The following is a 16,956-nucleotide window of genomic DNA, read 5'->3' as shown; positions in this document are numbered from 1 at the left end:
GGGCGGTGCCGGGCGGGCCGTGGGATGGACGATGCGACGAGCAGCCGAAGGAGTCTGAGGATGAGTGCCGATTTTCCCGCGTACGCCCCGTCGGAGGAGCATGAGTTGCTGCGGCGGACGGTGCGTGAGCTGGCTGAGACCAAGATCGCTCCGTATGCCGCGCAGGTGGATGAGAGCGGCGCCTTTCCGCAGGAGGCGTTGGATGCGCTGGTGGCGGCGGAGTTGCATGCGGTGCACATCCCGGAGGCTTATGGGGGTGCCGGGGCCGATGCGCTGGCCACGGTGATCGTGATCGAGGAGGTGGCGCGGGTGTGCGCCTCTTCGTCGTTGATCCCGGCGGTCAACAAGCTGGGCACGATGCCGTTGCTGCTGGCCGGTTCTGAGGAGCTGAAGCGGCGGTATCTGGCGCCGGTGGCGCGGGGGGAGGCGATGTTCTCCTATGCGCTGTCGGAGCCGGAGGCCGGGTCGGATGCGGCCTCGATGAAGACCCGGGCGGTGCGTGATGGGGATGCCTGGGTGCTCAACGGGGTGAAGATGTGGATCACCAATGCGGGGGTGTCGCAGTACTACACGGTGATGGCGGTCACCGATCCGGGTAAGGGGGCGCGGGGGATTTCGGCGTTCGTGGTGGACAAGGACGATGAGGGGGTGTCGTTCGGGCCGCCGGAGCGCAAGCTGGGGATCAAGGGGTCGCCCACCCGTCAGGTGATCTTGGAGGATGTGCGGGTGCCGGCCGAGCGGATGATCGGGGCGGAGGGCACCGGGTTCAAGACGGCGTTGGCGACGTTGGATCACACGCGGATCACCATTGCCGCCCAGGCGTTGGGGATTGCGCAGGGGGCGTTGGATTATGCGCTGGGGTATGTGAAGGAGCGTCGTCAGTTCGGCCGGCCGGTCGCTGATTTTCAGGGTGTGCAGTTCATGCTGGCCGATATGGCGATGCAGATCGAGGCGGCGCGGCAGTTGACTTATCATGCGGCGGTCAAGTCTGAGCGGGTGATGCGTGGGGAGAGTGTGCCGGATCTGACCTTTGTGTCCTCGGCGTGTAAGTGTTTGGCGTCGGATGTGGCGATGAAGGTGACCACGGATGCGGTGCAGTTGCTGGGTGGGTATGGGTATACGCGGGATTTCCCGGTGGAGCGGATGATGCGGGATGCGAAGATCACGCAGATTTATGAGGGGACGAATCAGATTCAGCGGATGGTGATGGCCCGCCAACTGCTGAAGAAGTAGCAGCGGACGAAACCCGAAGGCCCGGCCGCGGACCTGCAGCGGCCGGGCCTTCGGCATGCATGCCCGTCTCTTCCGGCGACGGTCGAGCCGCTCCGGCGAGCATGGCCGTATGAACACGACCCGGACACGGCAGGGTGGACGTGAACACCGCCCGCCGATGAGGATTCACCGCTCACGCAGCGGGCACCGGCCGGGTGACGGTGGCTGTACCCGAGATGGTGGTGCTGGCCCCACCCCCGATTGGCAAGGCCGCACCACTGTTTCCGACGACGGGAAAGGGTTTGCTGGCATTGGGCCTTTTCAAGCACGCCGGGGCCGAAAGCCCACAGCTCGGTCGTCGAGGGGAAAACGATGGTGCAGGATGTCATCCCAGCCGGTCATCGACCCGCGGAGAGGTCCTCCGGCCACGGCCCCACCGTGACCCGCCACGGCATCCGGCCATGGCCGGGCCGGGGCGTCGGATGGGCGGCGGCCGGGGTGCTGCTGGCGGCGGGGACGTACTGGGGACTGTCCAACGGCGAGGCCGCCGCCACGGTCCGCGGGGCGGTCGCGGCGCTGGCCGATGCGCACTGGGCGGTGGTGCCGGTGCTGGTGCTGCTCGTGGCGGTGCATTTTTGGCTGGCGGCGGTGGCCCTGGGCGGCGCGGCCGGTCAGCGGCTGCCCCCGCTGCAGGCGACGATGGCGCAGTTCACCGCGGCGACGGCCAACCGGATCACCGGGGGCGGGCTGGGCACCGTGGCGGTCAACGCCCGCTACCTGGCCGGCCGGGGCGTCCCGGCCTCCCGGGCGCTGGCCCTGGCCGGCATGCTGCAGATCGGCGGCGCGCTCGCCGACCTGGCGCTGTTCGCCGTGGTGACCCCGATCGCGGTGGGCACCGGCGGCGGTGTGCTGTCGGCGCAAGTGGGGGAGTGGCTGCGCGGCAAGGCCGGCCCGTTCCTGGCCGTGGCGGCCGTCGCCGTGGCCTGTGGTGCGGTGGCGGCCTGGGCGTTGCGGGGGAGGCTGGGGGAGTGGCTGCGCGGCCCGCTGGCCGCCGGGGCGCAGCTGCTGCGGCGCCCCCGGGATCTGGCGGTCATGCTGGTCGCCTCCGCCGCCACCACGCTGGTCATGGGCGTGGCGTTCGCGCTCAGCGTGCTGGCGGTCCCCGGCACCGCCTCCTGGAGCCGGTTCAGCACCCTGATCGTGGTCTACATGATCGGCGCCGCCGTGGGAGGCGCCGTCCCGGGCCCCGGCGGGCTCGGCTCCACCGAAGCGGCCCTGGTGGCCCTGCTGGCCGCCACCGGCGTGGAGACCGCGGGCGCGATGTCGGGCGTGCTGATCTTCCGCGCCGTCACGCATTGGGCGCCCGTCCCCATCGGCCTGCTCACCGTCGCCGCCGTCGGCGGGCGGGGCTCTTAGGAGCGCGCCTTGCGGCTCGGCCGGCGCAAGGTCGTGGTGTGCAGGGCCATCGACAGCTCGGTGACGTTGCCGATGACCGTTTCCAGGTCGTTCCCCGGCCGGCCGGCGGCCCACTGCGGAAAACCACCCGCTGTTTCTCCCGCCGGGGTCGGCTCCTCCAGGATCAAGGTCCAGTGCGTCTGCCCGGCGAAGTCCGGCCCCTGGCGGTCCGTGTGCCGCGGGTTCTGGTGCCCCGGCCGTCGGCCTCGGGCGCGGCGAGGACGACGGCCGGGCAGGTCGCATATCCGCCCTGTTGCCAGCAGTGTTACTGGTGAGTAAAAAATATAATATTGATTACGGTCACCGCCAAGGGCGCGGCAGCACCAGAAGGGATCGATCATGACGAGCGACGTGCTGCGGATCGAAGACCGGGAGCGGGTGCGCACCTTGGTCTTCAACCGGCCCGAGGCGGCCAACGCCTTCAACGAGACCCTCTACCTGGCGGTCGCCGACGCCCTGACCAAGGCCGCCACCGACGATCAGATCTCGGTGGTGCTGCTGACCGGCACCGGCCGCACCTTCACCGCCGGCACCGACCTGAAGGAGATGGCCGACATCGCCCGCGCCCACGCCGCCGGCGAGCCGGTCGGGGACGCCGGCAAGGGCTTCACCACCTTGATGGACGTCCTGGTGGACTTCCCCAAACCGCTGGTGGCCGCCGTCAACGGCACCGGCGTGGGGCTGGGGCTGACCATCCTGGCCCACTGCGACCTGGTGCTGCTGGCCGAAGGCGCCCGTCTGCTGGCCCCCTTCACCACCATGGGCGTCGCCCCGGAGGCCGGCAGCAGCTACCTGCTGCCGCTGCGCATGGGCCACCAGCGGGCCGCCCTGGCCCTGCTGGCCGGCGAGTGGATCACCGCCGAGGAGGCCGTCGCCTCGGGCCTGGCCCTGCGCACCTGCCCCCCGGACACCCTGCTGGATACCGCGCACGAGCTGGCCCGGCAGATCGCCGCCAAGCCGCTGCGCTCCCTGCTGGCCACCAAACGCCTGATCACCGAGGCCCACCGCGACGGCGTCCGCCGCGCCATGGAACGCGAGAGCGCCGCCTTCGACGCCCTGCTGCGCGACGCCTCGGCCGCCGACAACGTGCTGTCCCGCCTGGACTGAGCCTTTTCAACACGCCGTTCCCGCCCGGAGCACTCCCCGTCCCAAGGACCGGAGGTCAGCCGGACCAGTCGGCGCGGTCCTCGCACGGGGGCAGGCGGCCGGTGCGGAACGGGCACAGCGGAGAGCCGGCCAGGAGGATGCACCGCCGGTCGCGGATCAGCGGAGCGGCCCGGTTCAGCAGCCGGGAACGCCCCGCGGCCTCGTCCCGTTCGATCTCGGCCCACTCCTTCCGGGAGGGGATCGCCCACAGCAGGATGCCCTCGGCGTCGTTGCGCATGGCGGGGGCGGCCTGGTGCGGCTCGGCGGCGGGGACCACTTCCTGGACCAGGCCGATCTCGCGGGCGCGGTGGGCGCTGAGGCGTTCGTGGGAACCCATCAGCGTCATGCGCATGACCTTGCCGGCGGCATCCGCTGCGGCATCGGCTCCAGCACCGCCGACATGCCTCAGGCGTTGTGCGGCTTGAAGAAGGTGGCGTGCTCGGCGGAGATGATGAACTCCGCCTCCCCCCACCAGGTAGAACGCCCTGTCGCAGGCCATGTCGTCGACCGCGGCGATCACCGGCTTCCGCAGGTCGCCGGCGGTCCTGGGCGGCAGGCGGTCGCCCAGGCGCAGCGGGGTGCGCCAGGGAGGTGGCGTTGCGGTCCGTGAAGGCTTTCTCCCCGGCGCCGGTCAGCACGACGAGCCGGACGCTGTCGTCGTCGCGCAGCGCCTGCCGGCAGTTAGCGATCTCCTCCATCGTCTGCAGGTCGATCGCGTTGGGCGTCACCCGGGCGACGGCGTCGCGCCGCTCATAATTCCGGGTTCTGGCAGTGGAACACGCGGCCTCCGGGCTCAGATGAGCTCCAGGGAGCCCAGCTCGCGGATCGCGGCGCAGGAACGGCGGGTCATGGCCAAGAACATCCGGTCACCGCGCTCGGTGGGGGTGCCGACCGCGCAGCCCAGCACCGTGATCAGGGGGCCTTGCAGCGCGCCGAACCGGTAGTCCTCCCAGCAGGACTGCAGGTCGTAGTCGTCCACCCCGTAACCGGTCAAAGCGGTGTGGTAGGTCTCCACCAGGGCGCGCTCGTGCGCGGAGCGCTCGGCGGGATCCATGGCGGTGCCCAGGAAGAAGGACAGGTCGCGCACCGGGTGGCCGATGCTGAGCGTCTGCCAGTCCACCGCCGTCACCGTCTGCTGCGGCGGGGGAGCAAACAGCAGGTTGTCCAGCCGGTAGTCGCCGTGCACCAGGCCGAACCGCTCGGGGCGGGCCACCGCCCAGGCGGCGATGCGGTCGGCGACGCGGCGCAGCGTGTCGATGTCCTCATCCGATAGCCGGCCGGTGAAGCGCTGGACGAAGGCGTCCACCGCGGGGGCGAAGACCTCGGTGAGGACGGCGGCGTCGTCTTCGGTGACGACGCTCAGCCACGGGATCTCCGTCAGGGTCTTGTCGCACCAGCGCGGCCCGTGCAGCCCGGCCAGGTTGGTCACGGCCGCGGCGGCCTGCTGCGGGGTGCACCCGGCCAGCTGGTCGCCCTGCTCGGCGGGGGCCATGTCCTCCAGCAGCAACACGAACGCGGAGTTGTCGTCGGCGATCGCCTGGTAGTGGCAGCGGGGGGTGCGCACCGCCACGGTCGGGACCACATCCCGGTAGAACAGCACCTCGGTGCGGTAGGCGGAGGCCAGGAACGCCCGGGTGGTGGGGTCCTCGGAGGCCATCTTGGCGACCAGGCGCGCCGGGACCTTCTCCTCGCCTTTCAGGGTGAGCCGGTAGCAGGCGCCGATCTGCCCGGAGCCGACCCGCTCCCAGGACACCGAGGTCACCTCGGCGCCCAGCGCCCGGCTCAGCCATTCGGGGGTCAGCTCGTCGGGGCCGGAGGGCACGTGTGCGTTCATCGTCGTCCAGGGTTCAGGTCGGGGCCGGACGGCATGCCGGCCGGGCGGATCTTGCGGTAGGCCGCCACCACCGGCTCTGCCTCGGCGGGGGTGACGCCGTGCAGGATGACGCCGTCGGCGCCCGCCGAGAACTGCTCCACCACGCGCTCGGCGCAGTTTTCGGGACTGCCGGTCGCCGAGGCGGCCAGCCATTCCTCGGGCAGCAGCGTGGCCATGTGCTCCAGCTGCTCGGTGGTGGCGATCGCATCGAAGGCGCCGGGGAAGCCGCGCACCAGCTCATCGGCCCGGAACCGTTCCAGCACCCGCGGGTCCCAGCCGTTGACCCGCACCAGCAGGTCCCCGTAGCCCTGCAGGTAGGTCGCCAGCCGTCCGACCAGCTTGCGCAGCCGCGCCTCCTCATCCAGGTGGTCGCCGACGGTGGCCAGCACCGACCAGACCCGCACCGACTCGGGGTCCCGGCCGGCCTTTTCGGCGCCGCGCCGCACCGCCGCCACCGACCGGGCCAGCGTCTCGTCGGTGAAGAAGGTGTGCAGCACCACCCCGTCGGCCACCGACCCGGCGAACTCCAGCGTCCGCTCCCCGATGGCGGCCAGCATGATCGGGATGTCCTCGTCGAAGGACGGGTCCTGGCGCAGGTAGGGGAAGCGGCCCGCCGGCCCGTCGTGGCCGGCCACCGCCTCGCCCCGCCACAGCCGCCGCATGATCCCGATGAAGTCCTCCAGCTGGGCCGTGGTGATGCGCGGCAGCCCCATCACATCGAACAGCAGGTCGAAACCGCGTCCCAGGCCCAGGGCGAACCGCCCGCCGGTCAGGCGGTGCATGGTGGTGGCGAACGTGGCGGTCAGCAGCGGGTGGCGGGTGTTGTGGTTGGTGGCCGCGGTGGCGATGCCGATCCGCTCGCTGACCGCCCCGGCCGCCCCCGACAAAGTGGCCGCCTCTTTGGTGGTGAAACGCTCGGACAAGAACACCGCGCCCAGCCCCAGCCGTTCTCCGTCGCGGACCTGGTCCAGCAGGTCGCGCGGGGTGGAGGTGTGACCGGCCAGGCCGTAGAAACCAAGTTCGGGAAGGACGTCCATCAAGCCGCCATTCGGGGGGAGGGGGTGAAACGGACTTTGAAGGTCTCATAACCGGAGACGAAGTTGGCCGGCCGGTGGGGCGGTTCGCCCTCTTCCACCGGCTCGATGTCGGGCAGCCGCGCCAGCAGCTGCTCGAACATCACCTTCATCTCCAGGCGGGCCAGGCTGTTGCCCAGGCAAAAATGCGGGCCGTTGCCGAAGGCGATGTGGTCGTTGGGAGAGCGTTCGATATCGAAACGGAACGGGTCGTCGAAGACCTCCTCGTCCCGATTGGCTGACGGGTACAGCAGCAGCACCTTGTCGCCCTCTCGGATGAGCTGGCCGCGCAACTCGAAGTCACGGGTGGCGGTGCGGTTCATGTTCTTGACGGGGGAAACCCATCGGCACATTTCCTCCACCGCCGCGGGGATCTTCCCGGGGTCGTCGAGCAATTTGCGGCGCTGATCGGGATGGATGCACAACTGGTACATTCCGCCGGAAATGACGTGCCGGGTGGTCTCGTCCCCGCCGATGAGAATCAGCAGCGCCTCGTGCACCAGCGAGTCGCGGTCCAGCCGCTCGCCGTCCACCTCGGCGTGGACCAGCACGCTCAGCAGGTCATCGCGCGGGTCGGTGCGGCGCTGCTCGATGGCGCGCGCGGCGTACTCGGTGAACCCCGCGAACGCCTCGGCGGCGTCGGTCAGCAGCCGCGGGTCATCGCCCCCGGTCAGCGCCCGCACCATGTCGTCGGACCACTTCAGCAGCAGCGGCCGGTCCTCGGGGGCGAAGCCGAGGGCGTCGCCGATCACGATCAGCGGCAGCTGGGCGGCGATGTCGGCGACGAAGTCGCACTCGCCCCGCTCGCACACCCCGTCGATGATCTCATCGCACACCCGCCGCAGATAGCCCTCCTGGGCGGCCACCCGGCGCCGGGTGAACCCGGCGCTGACCAGCTTGCGCCGCAGTTTGTGCGCCGGATCGTCCATGTCGATCATCATCGCCATGGCCGGGGCGTCGGGGCGGATGCCGTGGGCGTTGGAGAACACCTGCGGGGTCCGGGAGATCATCTTCAGGTCGGCGTACTTGGAGATCCCCCAGACCCCGGAGTTCTCGTCGTAGTAGACGGGGGCGTTCTGGCGCATCCAGCGCAGCTCCTCGTGCGGGTTGCGGCCCCAGAACTCCCCGCTGAGCAGGTTGATGGCGTCGTTGACGGGGTGGTCGGGCATCGCCGGTGCTCCCTTCCCGGACGGGGGGTGGAATGGGGGATGGGCGGGCTCACACGGTCGCCGCGGTCCGTTCGATGACCAGCGGCAGGCTGGACAGCCCGCGGACGTTGCTGGAGTAGTGCCGCTGCACGCCGCTTTCGTCGAAGCCGAAGTCGGGGAACCGCTTGAGCAGCTCCTCGAAGGCCACCCGGGTCTCCAGCCGGGCCAGGGAGGCGCCCAGGCACAGGTGGCGGCCGAAGCCGAAGCTGACGTGCCGGTCGATGTCGCGGTGGATGTCGAACAGCTCAGGCTCGGGGTATTTGCGCTCGTCGTGGACGGCCGACCCGGTCAGGAGGATGACGCGCTGGTCGGCCGGGATGGTGACGCCGTGCAGCTCCACCTCGCGCGTGGTCCAGCGGCCCTGGTAGTGCGAGGGCGGATCCCAGCGCAGCATCTCCTCCACCGCGTTGGGGATCAGTGACGGGTCGGCCACCAGCTCGCGGCGCTGGTCGGGGTACCAGGTCAAGGCGATGGCGCCGTTGGGGATGAGCTTGGCGACCGTCTCGTGCCCGGCGAAGGCCAGCTCCAGGAAACGGAAGGCCAGCTCCTCATCGCTCAGCGAGCGCATCCGGCCGTCCTCGTCCTCCACCTGGGTGTTCATCAGCAGCGTGATCACGTCGTCGCCGGGGTCGCGGCGGCGTTCCCGGACCAGCCCGGCCAGCAGCTCCCACAGCTCGGCGCCGGCCCGGTAGGCGTCCTCGGGGGTGCCCTCCTCGGTGCGCGCGGCGATCCGGTCGCTGAGCTCGTGGACGCGTTCGCGCAGCGAGACCGGGATGCCGATCAGCTCGCTGATGACCTCCAGCGGCAGCCGGAAGGAGAAGTCCTGCACCAGGTCGAACCGGTCGGCATCGCGCACCCGGTCCAGCAGCTCGGCGGCGGTGGCGCGCACGAACGGCTCCAGCCGGGCGATGCGGCGGGGGGTGAACATCCGCGCCACGATCTTGCGGTGCAGGGTGTGCTCGGGCGGGTCCTTGACGATCAGGAACGGGGCGCCCCGGTCGACGCCCTCGATGGTGACGCCGTGCGCGCTGGAGAAGGTGTCGGTGTCCAGGTGGGCGGCGATGACGTCCTCATAGCGCGACAACGCCCAGAACCCGATCTCGGGGTTGTGATAGACGGGCGCCTCATCGCGCAGCCGTTTATAGACGGGGAAGGGGTTGTGCACGATCTCCCGGTTGAACGGGTTGTACTCAACCATGGGCGGCTCCTTGCTCGGGGGTGGCGGCCTGCGCCGGCGGCAGACCCGGGGCGCTGTCGAAGGGGCCGGTGGCCGGGGACGGCGAGCGCAGGGCGAGGTGGCCGAACCCGGCGCCGGGCGGGCCGGTCGCGGTGGCGATCACTCCGGGGAGCGGGCGGCCGATGCCGGCGGAGGCCCCGGCGGTCACCGGCCGCCCGCCCGCCAGAGATCTGCTGTTCATCGGGTACCCGGCCTTTCCGCAGCCCCAGGGCCGGTCAGAGGCGCTCGGCGATGGCCTTGATCTCCAGGTACTCCTCGAACCCGGCCACGCCGCTCTCCCGGCCCACCCCGCTTTGCCGGTAGCCGCCGAAGGGGACGTCGGGCCCGTAGAACAGGCCGCCGTTGACCGAGATCGTCCCGGTGCGGACCCGGTCGGCGACCGCGCGGGCGCGCTCGGCCGAGGCGCTGATCACCATGCCCGACAGGCCGTAGCGGGAGTTGTTGGCGATCCGCACCGCATCGTCGTCCCCGTCGTGCGCCAGCACGCACAGCACCGGGCCGAAGATCTCCTCCTGGGCGACGGTGGCGTTCTCGTCCACCTCCGCCAGCACGGTCGGCTCCACGTAGTAGCCGGTGGGCAGGTGCTTGGGGACGCCGCCGCCGAGCACCAGGCGGGCGCCCTCGGCGACGCCCTTGTCGATGTAGCCCAGCACCCGCTCCCGCTGCCGCTCGTTGATCAGCGGCCCCATGAGGGTGCCCGGGTCGGCCGGGTCGCCATAGGGCCACTCGCGCAGCGTCTCCACCAGCATCTCCAGGCCCTCGGCGTAGCGGGAGCGCGGCAGCACCAGCCGGGTGAGGATGGCGCAGCCCTGCCCGGCGTGGGTGGTGATCTGGAAGGCGGCGTTGCCGACCACCGCGCGCATGTCGGCGTCGTCCAGCGCCAGCAGCGCCGACTTGCCGCCCAGCTCCAGGAAGACCTTCTTGATGGTGGCGGCTCCGGCGGCCATCACCGAGCGGCCCACCGCGGTGGAGCCGGTGAAGGAGATCATGTCCACCCGCGGGTCCTCGGCCAGCAGGGCGCCCAGCTCGTGCCTGGAGGAGGGCACCACGTTGAGCACCCCCGGCGGCAGGTCGGTCTCCTCGGCGGCCAGCCGGCCCAGCAGCGTGGCCGTCCACGGGGTGTCGGGGGCGGGCTTGAGCACCACGGTGTTGCCGGCGGCCAGGGCGGGACCGATCTTGGCGAGGTTGATCTGCATGGGGAAGTTCCACGGCGTGATCGCCCCGACCACGCCGATCGGCTCGCGCCGCAGCAGCCGGCGCGAGCGGATGCCGTATGGCTCGGCGACCCCCAGGTCGGTGGTCCACGCGTAGTTTTCGGCCAGGTCGGCGACCCAGCCGAGCCCTTCGATGGGGGAGTCGAGCTGGGCGCCGTGGGTCAGCGTCACCGGTGAGCCGGCCTCGGCGACGATGGTGGCGCGCAGCCGTTCGGCGTGCTTGGTCAGCGCCTGCTGCAGCTGGCGCAGGCAGTGGACGCGAAAGCGCACATCGCGCGGCCAGTCGGTTTCGTCGAAGGCGCGGCGGGCGGCGGCGATCGCGGCGTCCATGTCGGCGGCGGTGCCGTCGGCGGTGACGCCGATCTCCTCCTCGGTGGCGGGGTTGACGTTGGGGAAGACGCCTCCGTCGCGGGCCTCCACCAGCCGTCCGCCGATCAGCATCCGCTCTTCGCGCGCGATGTCTGCCTGCCCGTCCGCCATCGCGGCCCCTTCCGGTCGACGCGGCACCGCCGGCCCGATTTGAAAACTTAATGATATATATTATCGGCAAAATTCAGGGCCGCCAATGGCGCGAGAGTGCGGGTCCGTCCCGGCCACCGAGGAGGCGTCGATGCGCTTCGCAGACAGAGTCGCCATCGTCACCGGCGCGGGTCAAGGCATAGGCGAGGCGTACGCCAAGGCCCTGGCCGCCGAGGGCGCCAAGGTCGTGGTCGCCGACCTCAACGGCGAGCAGGCCGAGCGGGTCGCCAAGGAGATCGCCGCCACCGGCGGCACCGCCCGTGCCGTCGTCGTGGACGTGGCCGACCCCGCCAGCGCCCAGGCCATGGCCGACGCCGCCGTCGCCGCGTACGGGGGCATCGACTACCTGGTCAACAACGCCGCCATCTACGGCGGCATGCAGATCGAGTCCCTGATGAAGGTGGACCTGGGCTACTACCGCCGCTTCATGGCGGTCAACATGGACGGCGCGCTGCACTGCACCCGCGCCGTTCACAAGGCGATGCGCGAACGCGGCGGCGGCGCGATCGTCAACCAGTCCTCCACCGCCGCCTGGATGGCCGGCGGCTTCTACTCCATCGCCAAGGCCGCCCTCAACAGCCTGACCGTCAACCTGGCCGCCGAGCTGGGCTGGATGGGCATCCGCGTCAACGCCATCGCCCCCGGCCCCACCGACACCGCCGCCACCCGCCGGGTGGTGCCCGCCGAGCTCATCGACCCCATGGTCCAGGGCCTGATGATCAAACGCATGGGCACCCCCGCCGACCACGTGGGCGCGCTGAAGTTCCTGCTGTCGGACGAGGCGAGCTGGGTGACCGGCCAGATCATCGCCGTCGACGGCGGCCACATCGTCCGCCTCTGAAACACCCCCTCGTCCTTCCCGCCCGCCTACACTGACAGAGGGCGCGGCGCACGGAGCGAGCCGAGGGGAAGAAAGGCATGGGCGATCACTCTCACCACCACGGCCACGGCAAGGACCTCGACTGGAACGCCATGGGCGAGTCCATCGAACTCCGCGCCGAGGTCTACCGGCCGCTGTATGCGCAGATCATCGACGCCGTGCGCGAGCGCATGCCCGACCCGTCCCTGATCATCGACGCCGGCAGCGGACCCGGCGTGGTCAGCTGCGCCCTGGCCGAAGCCTTCCCCCGCGCCGAGGTCGTCGCCCTCGACAACGCCCCGGCGCTGCTGGAACGCGCGCAGCGGCGCGCTGATGCGGCGGGCCTGCGCGTCCGCACCCTGCTCGGCCAGATCCCCGACGCCTTCGCCGGCTTGGCGGGGGCCGATGTGGTCTGGTTCGGCCACTCCCTGCACCACGTGGGCGACCAGAAGGCCGCCCTGGCCGCCGCGGCGCGCGCCATGGCCGCCGGCGGTCTGCTCGTCCTGCTGGAAGGCGGCCTGCCCGCCCGCTGGCTGCCGCGCGACATCGGCATCGGCCGTCCCGGCCTGCAGGCCCGGCTGGAGGCCGCCCGGGAGGAGTGGTTCGCCGCGATGCGCTCGGCGCTGCCCGATGCCCGGCACGAGGTGGAGGACTGGCCCGCCCTGCTGGCCGCCGCCGGCCTGAAACCCGCCGGCACCCGCAGCTTCCTGCTCGACCTGCCGGCCCCCGTCCCGCCGAAGGTCCGCGACCACCTGATCGCCATGCTGGAACGCGAACGGGAGGCCACCGCCGAGCACCTGCCGGCCGAGGACCTGGCCACCCTCGACCGCCTGCTGGATCCCGACGACCCGGCGGGACTGCGCCGCCGCCCCGATGTGTTCCTGCTGGACGCGCAAACCGTCCATTTCGCGGTCAAGGAGTGACCCACCGCCCGGGACGGCCGCCCGGCCGCGGGGGACCTTCCGCCACGGCCCGCCCTCCCGTGGGCCGGGTTCCTTGGACGGGCCGGGCACCGTTCGGCCAGGATGTTCTCATCGACTGCGCTGGGGCCGCTCAGGGTCGTCCGCTCGATCGCCCCGCCCAGGTCTGGCGCTTCCGCGACAAGTTCGGCGTGGTGGTTCTCAACGCTTGCGGGCGGACCGGCCCGGCGGGCTGTGGGGCCACCCCGACCAGACCGAAGGCCCGGCCGTCTTCGCCGGAAAACGCGAGCCCCGCCGGACGGTGGACTGAGCCTCTCCCGGGCCGCAGCCGGGGCCGAGGGACGTCCCGGAGTCAGGGTTTGACGGCGATCCGGCCGGTGTCGATGCGGATGAGCAGCAGGCGCTCGCCGGTGCGCTCGAGGAACTCGTCGGTGGCCTTGCGCGCGCCCTTCCAGTACCCGTAGTCGTCGATGATGAGCACGCCCCCGGAGACCAGGCGCGGATACAGGTGCTCCAGCTCGTGCTTGGTCGAGGCATACCAGTCGGTGTCCAGCCGCAGCAGCGCGATCTGCTCGGGCGCTTTGGCGGGGACGGTCTCCTCCACCGGGCCCTGCACATAGTGGATCCGCTCGGCCGGGTAGGGCACCTGGGCGAACCCCTCCTGGACGTCCTCCAGTGAGGCGTAGGCCCACACGCCGGCGGTGCGGTCGGAGGCGGCCAGCAGGTGGGCGGCGGAGCGGCCGTCGTGCCGCAGGTCGTGCCCGGACGGCGGAGGCATGCCCTCGAAGGTGTCGAACAGGTACAGGTCCCGGGAGTGGTCGCCGGCCATGTCCAGCGTCCGCGCCACGGCGTGCATGCTGCCGCCCCGCCACACCCCGCACTCGACGATCGCGCCGGGCACCGCATGGTCGTGGATGTAGCGGGTCGCGGTGATCAGGGCGTGCAGCTTGGCGTTGCCCGTCATCGTGTACGGGCGGACGGCTTTGATGATGGCGCGGTAGTCCTCATCGAAGTCGGCCGGGAACTTGTCTTTTCCGGCCTTCGGACGCTTCTTCTCCGCCTTCGGAGGCCGCTGCGGAGCCGCGGCCTTGGTCAGCCGGTATCCGGTGACCGAGGCCAGTATCCGGTTCGTCCGCCTCCTCCATCCGCTCACCTCCACATGACATCACGGGGAAGACCCGTCGCACGGGGACGGAGGAGTAAAGGCACGTCCGGATCTTGTTCCTGGTCTGTTTGCCGGCGCCCCCGCCCGGCCGGACTCACCGGCCGCCGAGGCCGGGGGAGCGGCGCTCGGCGAAGGCGCCCATGTCCTCCCGGAATCCGGGGCTGTGCGAGCCGAGCTCCATCGCATGCGCCTCGTCGGCCAGGTGGCGGTGCAGGTCGTTGCCGGGCGCGGTGCTCAGCGGCGCCTGGCCCACGTGCACACCCTCGCGAGGTGCTGTGCGTCCTGGGGCTGCGGGCCGCGCTGAACCGGGGACGGCTGCCCGGCCCCGAAGGTTCGATCATGAGGCCGCTCATGGCCCGCCGCGCCCGGGCCGCCGCCGGGCTCGCCCTGGCCATCGAATGCTCTTGAGCCTGCTGGCCGGCCTGACGCCTTCGAGCGCGGTGCCTGACGGCAGCGGCCGCGGCACCGGCGAAACCCGGCGCCTCGCCATCGCTGAATGGATCTTGGGACTGCCCCGAGAACGATCGCCCGGCCGTGACGTACCGTTCCGGGAACTGATCACCCGACGAGCCGAGGGGGAGTGATCACATGCCCATCCCCGAGGGGCAGCCGATCATCGACACGATGATCGGGTTCCCGATGCGGGACCCGAAGCAGGCCTACGCCCACATCACCCGGCAGACCAAGGACGCCGAGTCCAGGGAACGGCTGAAGATGCCGGCCGGCTACATGTTCAAGGACATTCCCGACCACGAGGGGCTGCAAGAGGACCCGGTCGCGGTGACGCTGGCGGAGATGGACAAACACGGCATCGCCGTCGGCCTGGTCGGCCTCCGCAGCGAAGAGGGCAGACGCGCGGTGCGCGAGCACCCCGACCGGTTCGTCGGCTGCCTGAGCGTCGATCCCAACAAGGGCATGGACGCCGTCCGCGAGATCGTCGCCATGCACGCCGAGTACGGCATCCGCGCCGTGGACGTCTTCCCCGCCGGGACGTTCCCGCAGGTCGCCATCAACGACAAGAAGATGTACCCGATCTACGCCAAGTGCGTGGAGCTGGACCTGCCCATCTTCGTGTGCGCCGGGGTGCCCGGCCCCCGGGTGCGGATGGAACCGCAGAAGGTGGAGTACCTGGACGAGGTCATGTACGACTTCCCCGAGCTGACCCTCGTCACCCGCCACGGCTGCGAGCCCTGGACCGACCTGGCCGTCAAGCTCATGCTCAAGTGGCCGGGCCTGCACTACTCCACCAGCGCCTTCGCCCCCAAGCACTATCCGCGCGAGATCATCGACTACGCCAACACCCGCGGCGCCGACAAGGTCCTTTACGCCGGCTACTTCCCCATGGGCCTGACGCTGGACCGCATCATGCGCGAGCTGCCCGCCGTCCCCTTCAAAGACTCGGTGTGGCCGAAGTTCCTGTACGACAACGCCGCCCGCATCCTCAAGCTCACCTGAAGTCACCCGGGCGGGAGGCCGTCCCCCGGCGGGGCGGCCTCCCGCCCGGGCGGTCAGCCGGCCGGCAGGGTCAGGCGGGCGTTGGTCATCTTGACCATGCCGGGGACGGTGGCGTCCCAGTACAGGGGGTCCTTGGTGTCGACGACCAGCATGATGCGGTGGCCGCGCGGGACGTCGTAGGCGGTGGCCTGCAACGGCAGGGAGAGGCGGTGGGTGCGGCCCGGCTTGGATGAGCGCAGGGTCGTCGCGTTGTGGGTGATGAGCCGTCCGGTGCCCTTGGCGTCCACGTCGTACAGGTAGGCGATGAGGGTGACGCTCTTGCCGCTGGGGGTGACGGACGCCTGCAGGCGGGGGATGCCGCGCAGGCGGACGGTCTTCTTGCGGGCCGGCAGCGTCCACACCGCGGCGTCGCGGCGGGAGATGCGCTTGGTGGGGGCGGTGATGGGCACGCCGAAGGTCTGCCCGCCACCGCTGAGCAGGGCGATGCCGCCGTTGGCCACGGTGTCCTGACCGGCCCGGAAGGAGCGCTTGGCCAGGGCGGTGGTCACCGGGGCGCGGCGGTAGGACTCCCAGGAGCGGGCGCGTTCGACCTTGCGGCTCCAGGCGACCTCGGAGTGGAGCGAGGGTTCCTTGTCGATGCCGTTGCGGACGCCGCGCAGGTGGCGGTCGAACCAGCGGTGGGCGTCCCGCCAGCCGGCGTTCGGCAGCCCCAGGACGCCGGTGAGGTTGGTGGAGGCGTGGTCCCCGATGCCCAGGCGCAGCCGCTTGGGGCCCTTCAGGCGGCCGAAGTAGTCCAGCAGCTGGTTGGGCGGGAAGAGGCTCTCCCCGTAGGCGTTGAGGATGTAGACCGGCACCTTGCGCTTGTTGATGCCCTGCAGGTAAGTGCGGGGGGAGCGCTCCTTGCCCCACCGGATGACCTGCGGGATGTTGCGGTTGGCCTCGTAGTCGGCCATGACGCGGGCGGTCTGCGGACTGTAGCGCCCCGTCAGCCGTCCCGAGGCGAACAGCAGGTAGTAGATCTGGGAGTGCCGGGTCTGCCCGGCATACAGCGACTCCACCATGTCGCCCCAGGTGTCCATCGCGACGACCGCCGACACCCGCGGGTCCTTGCTCGCCAGCATCAGGCTGATCCCCGACCCGTAGGAGATCCCGCCGAAGCCGATGCGCCGCCGGTCCACCGGCGTGTTCGCGATCAGCCAGTCGATGGCCTTGGACCCGTCGGCGATGTCCAGCGGCCCGGCCACATCGATCCCGCCGCCGGAGTTGAAGAACCCCCGGGCGGTGTAGCTGAGCACGATGTAACCGCGCTCGGCGAACTTCACCGCCTGTGCGATGTACTCGTGGTCCTCCAGCGACCAGCTGGAGATGAACACGATCGCCGGGTGCGGCCCCTTGCCCTTGGGGACGAACACGTTCCCGTCCAGCTTCACCCCGCCCGCCCCGGGGATCGTCACCTCCCGGTAGGAGTACCCCTCGGCGGCCGAGGCCGGTGCGGGCGCGCCGACCATGAGCGCCCCCAGCACCGTCCCCGTCCCGAGCAGCGACATCGCTTTGCGGAATCCACTCAACCCGGCACTCCGATCTCTGCAAGTACCTAGTTACTGATCAATAGGCGCATTT

19 protein-coding genes are annotated in these 16,956 nt (G+C 71.0%); 8 read left to right on the top strand and 11 right to left on the bottom strand.

What is annotated here, in order from left to right; translation table 11 throughout:
- Positions 1-60: 60 nt before the first annotated feature.
- Both TCUR_RS12780 and TCUR_RS12775 read left to right on the top strand, forming a co-directional pair.
- Positions 61-1,233 (top strand): acyl-CoA dehydrogenase, encoded by a 1,173-nt coding sequence (locus tag TCUR_RS12780; RefSeq protein WP_012852930.1) that lies wholly within the window; start codon positions 61-63, stop codon positions 1,231-1,233.
- A 417-nt stretch (positions 1,234-1,650) separates the two neighbouring features.
- A complete protein-coding gene (locus tag TCUR_RS12775; protein WP_041439646.1) occupies positions 1,651-2,628 on the top strand; it encodes a lysylphosphatidylglycerol synthase domain-containing protein in 978 nt (325 codons plus the stop codon).
- On the opposite strand, the gene TCUR_RS27085 is transcribed toward TCUR_RS12775, so the two are convergent.
- Positions 2,625-2,795: a hypothetical protein gene (locus tag TCUR_RS27085; RefSeq protein ID WP_169313025.1), complete on the bottom strand. Its 171-nt coding sequence runs from the start codon at positions 2,793-2,795 to the stop codon at positions 2,625-2,627. The two genes, TCUR_RS12775 and TCUR_RS27085, sit on opposite strands and share 4 nt — an antisense overlap.
- A 211-nt stretch (positions 2,796-3,006) precedes the next feature.
- On the opposite strand from TCUR_RS27085, the gene TCUR_RS12770 reads away from it, so the two are divergent.
- Entirely contained in the window at positions 3,007-3,774 is a 768-nt protein-coding gene (locus tag TCUR_RS12770; RefSeq protein ID WP_012852928.1) for an enoyl-CoA hydratase/isomerase family protein, read from the top strand.
- A 55-nt stretch (positions 3,775-3,829) separates the two neighbouring features.
- Here TCUR_RS12770 and TCUR_RS12765 read toward each other — a convergent pair whose 3' ends face one another.
- The 7 genes from TCUR_RS12765 to TCUR_RS12735 form a co-directional block, all read right to left on the bottom strand.
- Positions 3,830-4,159, bottom strand: coding sequence for a hypothetical protein (locus tag TCUR_RS12765; protein WP_148233010.1), 330 nt, complete (start codon positions 4,157-4,159; stop codon positions 3,830-3,832).
- Positions 4,160-4,606: 447 nt separating this feature from the next.
- The gene (locus TCUR_RS12760; protein WP_012852927.1) at positions 4,607-5,647 is read right to left on the bottom strand and encodes a phosphotransferase family protein; all 1,041 of its coding nucleotides are present in this window, start codon (positions 5,645-5,647) and stop codon (positions 4,607-4,609) included.
- Positions 5,644-6,723, bottom strand: coding sequence for a TIGR03857 family LLM class F420-dependent oxidoreductase (locus TCUR_RS12755; RefSeq protein WP_012852926.1), 1,080 nt, complete (start codon positions 6,721-6,723; stop codon positions 5,644-5,646). Before TCUR_RS12755 ends, TCUR_RS12760 begins: the two co-directional genes overlap by 4 nt.
- Entirely contained in the window at positions 6,723-7,928 is a 1,206-nt protein-coding gene (locus tag TCUR_RS12750) for a cytochrome P450 (RefSeq protein WP_012852925.1), read from the bottom strand. The genes TCUR_RS12755 and TCUR_RS12750 overlap by 1 nt, the downstream gene beginning before the upstream one ends.
- Positions 7,929-7,977: 49 nt before the next feature.
- Positions 7,978-9,165 carry a cytochrome P450 gene (locus TCUR_RS12745; protein ID WP_012852924.1) on the bottom strand — a complete coding sequence of 396 codons (1,188 nt, stop codon included), beginning with the start codon at positions 9,163-9,165 and terminating at the stop codon, positions 7,978-7,980.
- The gene (locus TCUR_RS12740; RefSeq protein WP_012852923.1) at positions 9,158-9,385 is read right to left on the bottom strand and encodes a hypothetical protein; all 228 of its coding nucleotides are present in this window, start codon (positions 9,383-9,385) and stop codon (positions 9,158-9,160) included. The genes TCUR_RS12745 and TCUR_RS12740 overlap by 8 nt, the downstream gene beginning before the upstream one ends.
- 34 nt (positions 9,386-9,419) lie before the next feature.
- The gene (locus TCUR_RS12735) at positions 9,420-10,898 is read right to left on the bottom strand and encodes an aldehyde dehydrogenase (RefSeq protein ID WP_012852922.1); all 1,479 of its coding nucleotides are present in this window, start codon (positions 10,896-10,898) and stop codon (positions 9,420-9,422) included.
- 130 nt (positions 10,899-11,028) lie between these two features.
- On the opposite strand from TCUR_RS12735, the gene TCUR_RS12730 reads away from it, so the two are divergent.
- Positions 11,029-11,778, top strand: coding sequence for an SDR family oxidoreductase (locus TCUR_RS12730; RefSeq protein WP_012852921.1), 750 nt, complete (start codon positions 11,029-11,031; stop codon positions 11,776-11,778).
- A gap of 77 nt (positions 11,779-11,855) precedes the next feature.
- The gene (locus TCUR_RS12725; protein WP_012852920.1) at positions 11,856-12,719 is read left to right on the top strand and encodes a class I SAM-dependent methyltransferase; all 864 of its coding nucleotides are present in this window, start codon (positions 11,856-11,858) and stop codon (positions 12,717-12,719) included.
- Between the two features lie 349 nt (positions 12,720-13,068).
- Here TCUR_RS12725 and TCUR_RS12720 read toward each other — a convergent pair whose 3' ends face one another.
- Together TCUR_RS12720 and TCUR_RS27080 are read right to left on the bottom strand one after the other, a co-directional pair.
- Positions 13,069-13,869, bottom strand: coding sequence for a TylF/MycF/NovP-related O-methyltransferase (locus TCUR_RS12720; protein WP_148233009.1), 801 nt, complete (start codon positions 13,867-13,869; stop codon positions 13,069-13,071).
- Positions 13,870-13,975: 106 nt separating this feature from the next.
- Positions 13,976-14,134 (bottom strand): hypothetical protein, encoded by a 159-nt coding sequence (locus tag TCUR_RS27080; RefSeq protein ID WP_012852918.1) that lies wholly within the window; start codon positions 14,132-14,134, stop codon positions 13,976-13,978.
- 17 nt (positions 14,135-14,151) lie between these two features.
- Between TCUR_RS27080 and TCUR_RS27075 the strand changes: the two genes are divergently transcribed.
- The 3 genes from TCUR_RS27075 to TCUR_RS12715 are packed head-to-tail and all read left to right on the top strand — an operon-like array spanning position 14,152 to position 15,336.
- On the top strand, positions 14,152-14,289 hold the full coding sequence (locus TCUR_RS27075) for a hypothetical protein (protein ID WP_169313024.1): 138 nt from the start codon (positions 14,152-14,154) through the stop codon (positions 14,287-14,289).
- On the top strand, positions 14,286-14,465 hold the full coding sequence (locus TCUR_RS26490) for a hypothetical protein (RefSeq protein ID WP_148233008.1): 180 nt from the start codon (positions 14,286-14,288) through the stop codon (positions 14,463-14,465). Before TCUR_RS27075 ends, TCUR_RS26490 begins: the two co-directional genes overlap by 4 nt.
- Positions 14,466-14,469: 4 nt before the next feature.
- Positions 14,470-15,336: an amidohydrolase family protein gene (locus TCUR_RS12715; RefSeq protein ID WP_012852917.1), complete on the top strand. Its 867-nt coding sequence runs from the start codon at positions 14,470-14,472 to the stop codon at positions 15,334-15,336.
- Positions 15,337-15,389: 53 nt separating this feature from the next.
- On the opposite strand, the gene TCUR_RS12710 is transcribed toward TCUR_RS12715, so the two are convergent.
- Positions 15,390-16,883 (bottom strand): CocE/NonD family hydrolase, encoded by a 1,494-nt coding sequence (locus TCUR_RS12710; RefSeq protein ID WP_012852916.1) that lies wholly within the window; start codon positions 16,881-16,883, stop codon positions 15,390-15,392.
- Positions 16,884-16,956 lie beyond the last annotated feature (73 nt).

This window comes from Thermomonospora curvata DSM 43183 (genome assembly GCF_000024385.1).
Taxonomy (GTDB): domain Bacteria; phylum Actinomycetota; class Actinomycetes; order Streptosporangiales; family Streptosporangiaceae; genus Thermomonospora; species Thermomonospora curvata.
This window is presented reverse-complemented; position numbering and strand designations above follow the sequence as displayed.